At 61.4% G+C, this 12,606-nt stretch carries 9 protein-coding genes and 2 tRNA genes; 4 read left to right on the plus strand and 7 right to left on the minus strand.

The window, feature by feature from the left end; genetic code table 11:
- Positions 1–22 precede the first annotated feature (22 nt).
- From HS122_10725 to HS122_10740, 4 genes are all read left to right on the plus strand, one after another.
- A complete protein-coding gene (locus tag HS122_10725; GenBank protein MBE7538876.1) occupies positions 23–1,207 on the plus strand; it encodes a PAS domain-containing protein in 1,185 nt (394 codons plus the stop codon).
- A 97-nt stretch (positions 1,208–1,304) separates the two neighbouring features.
- Positions 1,305–2,768 (plus strand): sigma-54-dependent Fis family transcriptional regulator, encoded by a 1,464-nt coding sequence (locus HS122_10730; GenBank protein MBE7538877.1) that lies wholly within the window; start codon positions 1,305–1,307, stop codon positions 2,766–2,768.
- A gap of 78 nt (positions 2,769–2,846) precedes the next feature.
- Positions 2,847–2,922: transfer RNA gene (locus HS122_10735), tRNA-Gly, on the plus strand.
- A 679-nt stretch (positions 2,923–3,601) separates the two neighbouring features.
- Positions 3,602–3,678 (plus strand) — tRNA-Asp (locus HS122_10740).
- Positions 3,679–3,692: 14 nt separating this feature from the next.
- On the opposite strand, the gene HS122_10745 is transcribed toward HS122_10740, so the two are convergent.
- From HS122_10745 to HS122_10775, 7 genes are all read right to left on the minus strand, one after another.
- Positions 3,693–6,890, minus strand: coding sequence for a type I restriction endonuclease subunit R (locus HS122_10745; GenBank protein ID MBE7538878.1), 3,198 nt, complete (start codon positions 6,888–6,890; stop codon positions 3,693–3,695).
- A gap of 210 nt (positions 6,891–7,100) precedes the next feature.
- Positions 7,101–7,751, minus strand: a complete 651-nt coding sequence (locus HS122_10750; GenBank protein ID MBE7538879.1) for a hypothetical protein — start codon at positions 7,749–7,751, stop codon at positions 7,101–7,103.
- The gene (locus HS122_10755) at positions 7,748–9,130 is read right to left on the minus strand and encodes a restriction endonuclease subunit S (protein ID MBE7538880.1); all 1,383 of its coding nucleotides are present in this window, start codon (positions 9,128–9,130) and stop codon (positions 7,748–7,750) included. The genes HS122_10750 and HS122_10755 overlap by 4 nt, the downstream gene beginning before the upstream one ends.
- A 292-nt stretch (positions 9,131–9,422) precedes the next feature.
- On the minus strand, positions 9,423–10,088 hold the full coding sequence (locus HS122_10760) for a four helix bundle protein (protein ID MBE7538881.1): 666 nt from the start codon (positions 10,086–10,088) through the stop codon (positions 9,423–9,425).
- A gap of 114 nt (positions 10,089–10,202) precedes the next feature.
- Positions 10,203–10,382 (minus strand): hypothetical protein, encoded by a 180-nt coding sequence (locus tag HS122_10765; protein MBE7538882.1) that lies wholly within the window; start codon positions 10,380–10,382, stop codon positions 10,203–10,205.
- A gap of 40 nt (positions 10,383–10,422) precedes the next feature.
- Positions 10,423–10,785, minus strand: a complete 363-nt coding sequence (locus tag HS122_10770) for a four helix bundle protein (protein MBE7538883.1) — start codon at positions 10,783–10,785, stop codon at positions 10,423–10,425.
- A gap of 15 nt (positions 10,786–10,800) precedes the next feature.
- A complete protein-coding gene (locus tag HS122_10775) occupies positions 10,801–12,462 on the minus strand; it encodes an SAM-dependent DNA methyltransferase (protein MBE7538884.1) in 1,662 nt (553 codons plus the stop codon).
- Between the last annotated feature and the right edge of the window lie 144 nt (positions 12,463–12,606).

Raw genomic sequence — 12,606 nt, forward strand, 5'->3', positions numbered from 1 at the left:
GGCATCGAAACCCGCTTCCTCCATGGCGACCAAACGAAGCACCTCACTCGACCGCGTGCTGGGACGCCTCGACCAGCTCGACACGGTGAACCTGACGAATCTCGTTCAGCGTCTCGCGCGCGAGCGGGGGGTGTTTGAGGATATTTTCAACACGCTGCAGGAGGGGGTCCTGGTCATTGATGCCGAAGGCGTGATCGCCTATGCGAATGCCGCCGCGCATCAATTGATCGGGCTCGGGTCGGGCGACGATCTCGCCGGGAAAACGCTCTGGCGCCTGATTCCCGGACTCCGGCCCTCGCTTGGATCCTCGCTCGATGACGACGCCACGCTGCCGGTCCTGGCGCGCGAATTTGAGCTGACGTATCCCTCGCCGCGGACGGTCCGCCTCTACATGGTGCCATTCAAGTCGGAGGCAAAGGCGGTGGGAAGCGGGCGGCGTTTTGCAGTGATCCTGAGTGATGTGACCCGCGACAAGGTGAGCACCGAGGAGCGCATCGAGAATGAACGCACGTCGTCGATACTGCTGCTGGCCGCCGGCGTGGCGCATGAGCTGGGAAATCCGCTCAATTCGTTGAACATTCACCTGCAGTTGCTGGAGCGGCGCATCCGGAAACTGAAGGGCGCGAAGGAAAAGGAGACTGAGGCACTCGTGGAGTCGGTGGCGGTATGTCGCTCCGAGGTTCAGCGGCTCGATGGCATCATCGCTAACTTTCTCGAGGCGATTCGCCCGCGTGCACCGGACCTTGCCGAGACAAACCTGGGTGAAGTCCTCTCGGAAGTTCTGAGTTTCCAGCACAATGAACTGGCTGACCGCGGCATTCAGGTGGAGGTTGACGCCTCAGAGACGCTGCCTGCGGTGATGGCCGACCGCAATCAGATCAAGCAGGTCTTTTTCAACATCACCAAGAACGCGATGGAGGCCATGGCTCCGGGCGGCTTCCTTCGCATCGCGGTCCGCCCGGATGACGAGTATGTTCATGTCCGGTTTGGTGACACAGGGGTGGGCATCAGACAGGAGGACCTCGTGAAGCTCTTTCAGCCCTACCACACGACGAAGCCCAGCGGGCACGGCCTGGGGCTCATGATCGTGCAGCGCATCCTGCGCGAACACGGCGGACAGGTCGGAATCGAGAGCAAGGAAGGCGTGGGCACCGTCGTGTCACTGCAGTTTCCGCGAAAGGACCGCCGCGTGCGGATGCTGAAATGACCGCGGACTTTCGAGCGCGGGACGGGACTGCGAAGCCATTGAAGCATTCCAACACGCTTGACCGATCCCGCTCCGGCGGGAGACTCCCCCTGAAGCCATGGTGCCCAGTGTCCTGATTGTTGATGACGAGAAGCACACCCGCGAGGGCCTGCAGCAGGCGCTCGAGGAGCACTACGACGTGGCCGTGGCAAGCAATGCCGACGAGGCGTTCAACCTGATGGATGCCCAGGAATTTGACGTGATCCTGACGGACCTGCGCATGCCGGGAAAAAGCGGCATGCGGGTGATCGACAAGGCTCTCGGCGTGGCAAGCAAGCCCGCCGTGATCATGATGACGGCGTATGGAAACATCGACACCGCGGTCGAAGCGATGAAGCGCGGCGCTGTGGACTTTCTGACGAAACCGGTCAACATCGAGCGCCTCGAGATCCTCGTGCAGCGGGCGCTGAAGAACAAGACGCTCGAGGTAGAGGTCAAGCAGCTGCATGAGCGCCTCGACGAGAAATTCAACATCGAGGGCATCGTCGGCAGTTCGCCCGCGCTCGAGGCCGTGATCGGCCGCGTGAGGCTCGTCGCGCCCTCGCGTGCCACGATCCTGATCGAAGGCGAGAGCGGCACCGGCAAGGAGCTGATCGCGCAGGCCATCCATCAGATGAGCCCGCGCGCGCGGGCGCCGTTTGTCGCGGTGCATTGCGCGGCGCTGTCGGAGAGCCTGCTGGAAAGCGAAATCTTCGGACACGAACGCGGTGCCTTCACCGGCGCCACCGAGCGGCGCATCGGACGCTTTGAGGCGGCGGATGGCGGCACGCTCTTTCTCGACGAAATCGGGGAAATCTCCCAGAGCACGCAGGTGAAGCTGCTGCGTTTCCTTGAAACGAAGACCGTGGAGCGGGTGGGGGGGAACAAGCCGCTTGAGCTTGATGTGCGTCTCGTGGCGGCGACCAATCGCTCGCTGGAAGCGATGGTGCGAGAGGGGAAATTCCGTGAGGATCTGTTCTTCCGTCTCAACGTCGTTCGCATCGCGCTGCCGCCGCTGCGCGAGCGCCAGCAGGACATCCCGCTTCTGCTGGCTCATTACCTGAAGCACTACGCGCAGGAGAACGGCTTCGCGCCACTGACGGTCGAGCCGGGGGCCATGCGCCACCTCCAGACCTACTCCTGGCCGGGGAACATCCGCGAATTGAGGAATTTTGCCGAGAACATGGTTGTGCTGCACCATGCGGGCAAGGTGACGGAGTATGACCTCGAGCCCAGGTTTCGCGGGGCGGCACCGGCGACGCTGCAGGCTGCGGACGGACGTGCGGTGTTCCCCGGCAGCGTTTCCCCGGGCGCGGCATCTCAGCCGGCTGCGGTGCCCGGTTATGGATCCGCAACGCCCGGATGGCAGCCGACGCCGGATCGTGCGCTCTCCGTGGAGGAGAATGAAAAGCGGCTGCTGCGCGAGGCGCTCATCAAGGTGCGAGGCAATCGAACCAAGGCGGCCAGGCTGATGGGAGTCAGCCGCCGCACGCTCCATCGCAAACTCGCGCAGTGGCCCGAGTTGGATGTCATTGACAACTGATGATTTGGCAGCCGCCACGGCGAGTTCAAAAAAGCTGTTGACGCTGCTGAAGCCACCGTATCTCTTCGCACCTCTCTCGCGGGCGTAGCTCAGTTGGTAGAGCACCACCTTGCCAAGGTGGACGTCGAGAAGTTCGAGCTCTTCGCCCGCTCCATTTTCAGAAAAGCGCCTCTTAACACCAGAGGCGCTTTTTGCAGGTACATTGCGTTGAGGTTTTGCTTGGGCGAGCGCTTTGGTCGACGACTCTCATGAGCATCCTTTAGTTTGACGGAAGTGTACCTCCGGATAGGATCGACACATGGAGTTGGTCTTTCGCGTCACGCACTGTCCTGACACGGATGGATACGTTGCCCGTTGGGATGATCCTACGGGAGGAGGCATCTGCACGCAGGGAGACACACTTGCCGAGCTTCAGAGCATGGTGACCGATGCGGTTCATGGCTATTTTGAGCCGAAGGCAATGCCCCGACGCCTGCGGCTGCATTTGTCCGGGATCCGGTACTTACCGTAAAGTGAAGGTTCCACGTGATGTGAGTGGCAAAGATGCGGAGAAGGCGCTGAGAAGGCTTGGCTTCGAGGCATAGCGTCAAACGGGATCCCACTTGATCATGCGAAAGAACAATCGAACGGTAGTGGTGCCGCTGCACAAACCGGATCAAGCCGGATACACTGTCCGGTCTGATTGAGCAGGCTGGTGTGAGTGTTGGGAGTTCTGTTCCGAACTATGATGCAAATCGCCTTGTGATGGGGATTTGTGGTGCCTGAAATCCTTCGTCAAAACAGCGCTTGACTCACCCTGCGCGAACCCTACGGTTCGCCCTCTTTTCCCAACCGGGGTGGTAGCTCAGCTGGTTAGAGCGTCTGCCTGTCACGCAGAAGGCCGCGGGTTCGAGTCCCGTCCATCCCGCCATTTTTTATGGCTCCTCACGCCGCCCAGTCGGCGCAGAGCAGGGCGGCTTGGGCCAACACCTCCTGCACGGCGGCTTCCTGCATGTCCGGCGGGTAGCCAAAGCGCTTGAGGATGCGCTTCACCAAGACGCGGATCTTTGCCCGGGCACCTTCACGCAGAGTCCAGTCAACGGTCACGCTCCGCCTGACTTGCGTCACGAGTTCGGTGGCGATCACCCGCAACTTGGCGTCGCCCATGACCTGCACGGCGCTCTCGTTGGCCGCCAAGGCGTCATAAAAGGCGATTTCCTCGTCGCTGAGGCCGAGCGCGACGCCGCGCTGGTCGGCTGCTGTGAGCTGCTTCGCCAGCTTGATGAGCTCCTCGATCACTTCCATCGTGCCAATGGCGCGGTTGTGGTAGGCGTTGAGGGTCTTTTTAAGCTTCTCGCTGAAGAGCTGGCTCTGCACGAGGTTTCGTTTCGCACGCACTTTGAGTTCGTCCCGGAGCAGTTTCTGCAGCAGCTCGGCGGCGACATTCTTGTATTTCAGGCCGCGCACCTCGGCGAGAAAGCTGTCGCTCAGGATGGAAATGTCCGGCTTGGGCAATCCGGCGGCGGTGAAGACATCAATCACCTGACCTTCAGTGGTGATTGCCTTGCTCACAAGCTGGCGGATCGCGGCGTCTATTTGTTCGGGAGTCCTTTGGGTATGGGCGCTCCGTTTGTTGAGGGCGGCTTGTAGGGCCTGAAAGAAGCTCACGTCGTCTCGGATTTCCGTGGCCTCATCGCTGGCAGCGCACAGGGCAAAAGCACGGGAAAGCTCGGTGACGACCTGATTCCAACGCGCCTTACCGTCCTCCTGTTCGAGGATGTGTTCTTGTCCCGCAGGGATGAGTTGCAGGCGTTCCGGCGGAGTGCCTGTCGTCCACTTGACCCAGGAAAAGCCATGCAGCATGGCACCGGCGATGCCGTGCTTTTCCATCATGATGGCGATGGCCTGTTTGGTGTCGTAGGTCGGATCGCCCCTGCCGCCGCTTTCCGCGTAATCGGCGAGCGCGCGTTTGAGTTGGTCGGCCAGCCCGAGATAGTCGACCACCAGCCCGCCCGGCTTGTCGCGGAAGACGCGGTTCACACGGGCGATGGCCTGCATGAGGCCGTGGCCCTGCATCGGCTTGTCGGCATACATCGTGTGCAGGCAGGGCGCGTCGAAGCCGGTCAGCCACATGTCACGCACGATCACGATGCGGAACGGGTCTTTGCTGTCCTTGAAGCGGTTCGCCATCGCGCGGCGCTTCTCCTTGTTGCGGATGTGCGGCTGCCACTCGGGGCCATCATCGGCACTGCCGGTCATGATGACCTTCACCACGCAGGCCTTGCCCTTCTCCGCTTCCACATCGTCGTCCTTCGCGCTGGCCCAGTCCGGCCGCAGCTTGATGAGCGCCACGTAAAGGTCCACGCAGATGCGGCGGCTCATGCAGACCACCATCGCCTTGCCGTCCATGGCTTCCGTGCGCTTCTCAAAATGCGCCACCAGATCGGCGGCAATGAGCGCGAGACGCTTCGGGTCGCCCACCAGAGCCTCCAGCGCGGCCCACTTGGTCTTGAGCTTCTCCTTCTTGGTCAGTTCCTCGCCTTCCGTGATCTCCTCAAACTCCGCGTCGAGCTTCGGCAGCTCGCTGGCGTTCAGGCCCAGCTTGGCAATGCGGCTCTCGTAGTAGATCGGCACCGTGGCCTTGTCGCCGACGGCGCGCTGGATGTCGTAGATGGAAATATAATCGCCAAACACCGCCCGCGTGTTGGCGTCCGTCTTCTCGATGGGCGTGCCGGTGAAGCCGATGAAGCTCGCGTTCGGCAAGGCATCGCGCATGTGCCGGGCGAGACCGTCAATGAGATCGTATTGGGAACGGTGCGCTTCGTCGGCGATCACGATGATGTTCCTGCGCCCGCTCAGGCACGGCATCTTCTCGCCCTTCTCGGGGAGAAACTTCTGGATAGTGGTGAAGACCACGCCGCCGCTCGCCACGGTCAGCAACTCACGCAGCTTGTCACGACTCGCCGCCTGCACCGGGGTTTGCCCGAGAACGTCATGGCAGCGCTGGAACTGGCCGAAAAGCTGGTCGTCGAGGTCGTTGCGGTCGGTCAGCACCACCAGCGTCGGGTTCTGCATCGCGGGCTCGCGGATCACGCGGGCAGCGAAGAAGAGCATGGTGAGGCTCTTGCCGCTGCCCTGCGTATGCCAGACCACGCCCGCGCGACGGTCGCCCGGTTTGCCGCCGTGCATTTTCCCGGCCCAGTGACGGCCCGGCGGTTCCTCGCGCAGCATGCTGCTCTCGCTCATGCCGCTGGCACGCACCGTTTCCTCGATGGCTGCGTTCACCGCGTGGAACTGATGGTAGCCCGCGATGATCTTGTGAATGGCTCCCGTGTCCGGGTTCTCCTCGAAGACGATGAAATGTAGCAGCAGCTTGAGGAAGCGTTCCTTCTCGAAGACGCCGCAGATGAGCGTTTGCAGTTCGAGCGTGGCCTTGCTCCCTCTCGCGCTGGGAGAGGGCTGGGGTGAGGGTGGAGGGAAATCGGCATCGATTTCCCTCCATACCTTGAACCACTCCTGGTTCGCCGTCAGCGATCCCATGCGGGCTTGCAGACCGTCGCTCACCACCAGCGTGGCGTTGTAGGCGAGCAGGCTGGGAATCTCCGCCTTGTAGGTTTGCAGTTGGGCGTAGGCGCTCCAGATCGTCGCGTCCTCATCGGCGGCGTTCTTCAGCTCGATCAAGGCCAGCGGCAGGCCGTTGATGAACACGACGATGTCCGGCCGCCGGTTGTGCCGGCCTTCGATGACCGTGAACTGGTTCACCGCCAGCCAATCGTTCGCCTTCACGTCGGAGAAATCCACCAGCCAGACCTTGTCGTGCTTCGTGCTGCCATCGGGCCGGGCGTATTCGACATCCACCCCGTCGCGCAGCATCCGGTGAAAGGCCCGGTTCGTCCGCACCAGCGACGGCGTTCCCACGCGCAGCACCTTCCGCAGGGCCTCCTCCCGCGTTTCCTCGGGAATGGCGGGATTCAACTGCCGCAACGCCTCACGCAGTCGCCCCACCAGCACCACCTCGCCGTAGGACTCCCTCTCCTCGTGGGAGAGGGTAGGGGTGAGGGCTTCTGCCCCAAGGCAGGAGTAGCCCAGCTCCCCGAACCACGCCAGGGCGGCGTGTTCGACGATGGATTCGGTGAGGCTCATAAAATGGGCTTAAATAAGCAATCCCGTGATTTTACGTGGTTTTCGCCGCCTCGGGGCGAGAAAACAGGTTTGCGATAAAATAGAAAAGCGAAGCAAGAGGCCGGGCCGTCAGAAGCCACGCTTGACCTTCGGCAAGTCATTGCCGATACTTTGCTCAGCTCATCAACCATGTGTTGAAGGAGTAACGAGGCCGTCCCGCAAGGGGCGGCCTCAGCTTTTTTGTGTGGCCCAGTAGACATGGTATTCCTTTCGGTATTTCTCCCGGCGGTGCTCACGGTCCACATGATACTGAGTCCACGGCAGCACGTAGTCGCCACGGTCGGCCACGACCATGAGATAGCTGAAATCAGGCAACGCCAGCAGGTAGCGCCCCTCTCCCCGGCGCTCATTCTTCCACCAGACGATGCGATCTCCTGGCGCCGGGCGACGATCGACGAAAGCCTCCATCGTCGGGCGCGGCCAGCGGATGCGCTCGCAGCGGCGCATGTCCATCAGGCGATCTTCCTCATTTTCGCCCTCGGAGATGAAATGCCAGAACGTCGCGTCCTTGCCCCGGCTCATGGGGTGGCGCTTCAGGCCCACACGCTTCCCCGGCCAGCGCGGCAAGGATTTGAGAAAGTCAGCCGTGAACCAGCCATACAGCACCTCCATGTAGTAGCCCAGTTTGGCAGGCGAAACCTTGGTCCACTTCAACTCGAAGTCCGCAGGCAGACCATGGGCTCGTTTGATTTCCCGCAGCCGCACCGCCGTCTCCCGCGCCTTGTCTTGCAGGCACCACACCGCGCCCAGCACCATCACAGGCAGATGGTCATGCTCCAGATGGCAGCTTTCGTCGCAGTAGAGATTGAAGACTTGGCTCATGGCATGGACTCCGGTTGGAATTCGACTTCCGCCACGCTCAACTCCCCGCTCAGCAGCTTCGGCAGCAGCGTGTCGCGCAGGGTGGCGAGGGTGCGGGATTGGTCGGCGTTAGCTTTGATTTTCGCCATCATCGGTGTGGTGAGTTCGTCGAAACGGTGGGCGATCTTGGGCGGCGGGACTGCCAGCCAGAAGGTGTTGAAGCACTCGGAGGGGACACGCTGGCGTCCGCTGGTACCGGTCATGTTTTGGATGGCGTGGGAGCGCAGCGCATCGGAGCGGGCGAGCAGATAGCCGAACTGCGGGGGCAGTGGCGGCTTGGGCGCGAGGACGATGTATTCGGTGGAGCCCCATCCGACTTCGCCGTCTTTGAGGAAGTCCACGTAGCCGGTTTTCCCGTTCTCAAGGCATGGCGTGATGCGGGCGAGCAGCGTGTCGCCGTTTTGAAACTTGGTGCCGGAGTTGAACTCGCGGTCGATGACTTCCTCGGCGGAATGGCCCTGCGTGGGCAGGTTCTTCATGTCGAGATAAGGTGCGACGGTTCCGGCCTTCAAGGTGCGGCGCGGATTTACTTCGATGGCCTCGGGCAGCCGCTTGGCGCTCCAGCCTTTGGGAATCGGGCCGAGTTCGGAGTCTTGGAAGGAGTCGGGGAAGAGGGGGGCGAAGAGTGAAGAGTGAAAATTGAAATTGGAAAGGTTGGGCGGCGAATCAATTTCACTCTTCACTTTTCCTCTTTCACTCTTTGGCCCGCGCCGATCCAGATTTCGTCTTACGGGGTCGAAGTTCCCAAACCACGACTGAAACAAAGCGCGGGCCATCGCCTCCAGCGTCGCGCCCATCCGCCGGTTCAACTCGATCTTGTCGTCCAGCGCCCCCAGCACCGCCGCGATGGCTTTTTGCTCGGCGAGGGGTGGGAGCGTGATTTTCATCGCCCGTTGGTCGCGAAGGCTGACGTATTCCGCCATGTCAGTCTGACCAGCAACACCCTTGAACTGGAGAAAGAACTCACGCCCATTCATCCAGTAAAAAAGCCAACGGGGATGAATGCGTGAAGCATCACAAGAGCGCCAGTAGCAGAGTTGCGGGGAGTAAACGAACTTGGGCGTTCCTTCGCGGACGAATGCGAAACGACCAACGGTTCCTTTTGACGTGAACACTACGTCACCGGGCAGGCTGCGCTTCAGGCCGACTTTCGCGAGTGTGTGTGCTGGAACGCGGTCGGCGTCTTCAAAGTGAAAGCCGCCATCGATGTTTCCAGCCCGCGCAAACGGAATGCCGGTATCAGAAAGCTCGCTGTTCTTGGCGCGGTAGCCATCATTGATGAGCAACGCGCCTTCGCCGAGCAGCGTCTCGACTTCGTGTTCCTCGTAATCACCCGCCATAACCCAGCCCCCTCAGGTTTGCTTTGATGGCAATGCTGGCTTGGGGCCAGCAACCCTCACCCGGCCTCTCCCAGAGGGAGAAGAGTTTTGCGCTTTGGGTCGGGTGAGCCGTGTTCATTGGAATCCGAGTCCTTTGAGGTTGGCGCGAATCGCAGCCTCCAGTTTCGCGGACTCGGCGAACTGGGCGGGCCGCTTGAGAGAAAAAAGGGACGGCAGGGACGCAAGTGACACAAGGGGTGGGGAGGGAGGGTGGAGCGTGCGGTTTTCTGCTGCTCCACCTTTTGGAGTTTTGCTAGTGGTCATGAGGTCTTTCCCGGTGTAGTTTCGTTCGGGAGGCGAGGCGGGCGCGGGTCATGCGCTCGCGCAGGCCTCCCTCGTTCAGGAAATCCTGTTCGAGCCGCTTGAGCTGCTGGTCGAGCAGGTAGTTGGTGAGTTTGATGAGGCCAATCATGACATTGGCGGCGATGGCCGGGTCGGGGTGTTCGATGCCTTTCTTGAAGGTGTCGTAGCTGGCGTTGGGCTGGCGGTTGAGTTCGCGGAGGCGGCGGGTGTGGGAGTGCTCCCTGGGCCATTCGGCGATGCCGCGCACGCGCAGGAAGTCGCGGTAGTCTTCGAGCAGTTCCTCGAGGCTGGCGCGGGCGACGTTGGTGAGCTTGATTTCGGTTTCCTTTGATGTGCCGCTGGCCTGGCTGCCTTCGAGGATGTTCTGTTTCCCGGAGCGGGCGGCCTGCACCATCTGGTCGTGGGTGCGGGATTTCCGGTCAACGAAGCGGTCGCAGAAGCGCACGGTGCCGTCATAGACGATGCGGGCTTTCTGGAAGGAGTGGAGTTGCTCGTAGCCGCCGTGGGGCGGGATGAAGCTCTCGGTTTCAGAAAGGGACGGAAGGGACGCCGGGGACGGAAGCGGCCTTTCGTCCTTTCGAGTCCTTTTTGTCCCTTTGTGTTCGCCGTCAGACATACCCCAGCCCCCTCAGGTTTGCTTTGATGGCAATGCTGGCTTGGGGCCAGCAACCCTCACCCAGCCTCTCCCAGGGGGAGAGGCGTTTTGCGCTTTGGGTTGGGTGAGCCGTGTTCATTGGAATCCGAGTCCTTTGAGGTTGGCGCGAATCGCAGCCTCCAGTTTCGCGGACATGCAGGCACCCTCACCCGACCTCTCCCAGAGGGAGAGGGGAGAAACGAAAAGGGCGCGCAGTTCGGCGACGAGGGGCGACGAGCAGAAGAGTGAAAAGTGAAATTGGAAGAGTGAAATCATGACGGATAGAAGAGTGAAAAGTGAAATTGGAAGAGTGAAATCATGACTGATTCTCGCGGCTGCGTTTCACAATGGTCGTCAGGATGGCGATCAGCTGATCAGACTCGTCGGTGATATCTCTGAGTTTCTCAGGGGGGACGACGTTCGATGCCGCGAGCAGTCTCAGCCAGTAGTTGGTTTCGCGGGCCTCTTTGTTCGCAATCGACATCTTGGCGATGAAATCTGGTTTGCTGTGGCTGCCGTGAGCCTCCTCGACATTTGCACCAACAGATGTGCCTGAGCGCAAAAGCTGGTTGGCCAGCGTTCGCGAGACGCCAGCGGATTCCTCCAGAGCACGGCAAAGCCTTACCACGCGAGTGGCAAACTCGAACGTGCGCTCTTTGATCTCTCGCTGCTCAGTCATTTCCATTTTCGCTCTTCACTCTTCACTCTTCGAGAAAAGTCCCGCCAGGTTGGCCCGGATCTGTGACTCCAGTTTTGCAGACTCCGCAAACTGCGCCTCCAACTCTGCGATCAGCCGGGGCATTTTCTCGTCAAAGGGTTCGCCGTCGTCCTCGACCTCCTCGGCGCCGACATAGCGGCCGGGTGTGAGCACATGGCCGTGGGCGGCGATTTCGGCCGTGGTGGCGGATTTGCAGAAGCCGGGGATGTCTTTGTATTGCGAGCCGGGCACGGCGGGGAGCGTGCATCCAGCCTTGCCCGCTTCGCCCCGCCATTCCAGGTCGTCGAAGCGCCATTCGTGATAGGTGCTGACGATTTTATCGATGTCTTCCTCCGTCAGTTCACGATGCACGCGGTCAATGAGCGTTCCCATCCTCCGCGCATCAATGAAGAGCGTCTCACCTTTGCGTTCGCGGATGCAGTCGGGCACATTGTCGTTGGCGCGCTTCACTTTGTGAGCGGATTTGCTTTTCGTGAGGAACCACAAACACACCGGAATCTGCGTTGAATAGAACAATTGCCCCGGCAAGGCGACCATGCAGTCCACGAGGTCGGCCTCGACGAGGGCTTTGCGGATTTGACCCTCGCCGGATTGGTTCGATGACATGCTGCCATTGGCGAGGACGAAGCCGGCCATGCCCTGCGGCGCGAGGTGATGGATGAAGTGCTGCACCCAGGCAAAGTTGGCGTTGCCCTTGGGCGGGATACCGAACTGCCAGCGCACGTCGTCGTCCTTGCGGAACCAGTCGGAGTCGTTGAAGGGCGGGTTGGCGAGGACGTAGTCGGCGCGGAGGTCGGGGTGGAGGTCGCGGCGGAAGGTGTCGGCGTGCTCGGGGCCGAAGTCGGCCTCGATGCCGCGGATGGCGAGGTTCATGATGGCCAGCCGCCGCGTGGTGGCGTTGCTCTCCTGGCCGTAGATGGAAATATCACCGAGCTTGCCGCCGTGGTTTTCCACGAACTTTTCCGACTGCACGAACATGCCGCCGGAGCCGCAGGCGGGGTCGTAGATGCGGCCCTTGTAGGGTGCGAGCATCTCGACCAGCAGCCGCACGACGCAGGACGGCGTGTAGAACTGCCCGCCGTTCTTCCCCTCCGCGCTGGCGAACTGTGTGAGGAAGTATTCATAGACGCGGCCGAGGATGTCCTTGCTGCGGTTCTCCTTGTCGCCGAGGCCGATGGTGCCGATGAGGTCAATGAGCTCGCCGAGGCGGTGTTTGTCGAGCGCGGGTCGGGCGTAGTCCTTCGGCAGGACGCCTTTCAGGCGCGGGTTGTCGCGCTCGATGGCAACCATGGCGTCGTCAACGATCTTGCCGATGGTGGGCTGCTTGGCGCTGTTTTGCAGGTAGCTCCAGCGCGCGGCGGGCGGCACCCAGAAGATGTTCTCGGCACGGTATTCGTCGGGGTCTTCGGGGTTGGCCCCGGCGTAGTCGCCTTGTCCGGCGATCAGCTTGGCGCGATGCTCCTCGAAGCTGTCGGATATGTATTTGAGGAAGATGAGGCCGAGGACGACGTGCTTGTATTCCGCCGCGTCCATGTTGTTGCGCAGCTTGTCGGCGGCGAGCCAGAGCGTGGCCTCGAAGCCGAGATGTGCGGTGGTGGATTTGCCAGATTCTCGGGCGGAAGATCGGGAGCGGGCCATAGGGTGCCCGCATGACAGACCGCACCCGGCGGTGCGGCAAGCGCGGATGCCCCGACCGCACCGCGCAAAAGTCCAACCTTGCGCCGCCATCTATCGTGCCATGAGTGCCCGCGCACCACCCGCTGGAAGTCCATTTCACCGTTG

This window comes from Opitutaceae bacterium, from assembly GCA_015075305.1.
Classification (GTDB): domain Bacteria; phylum Verrucomicrobiota; class Verrucomicrobiia; order Opitutales; family Opitutaceae; genus UBA6669.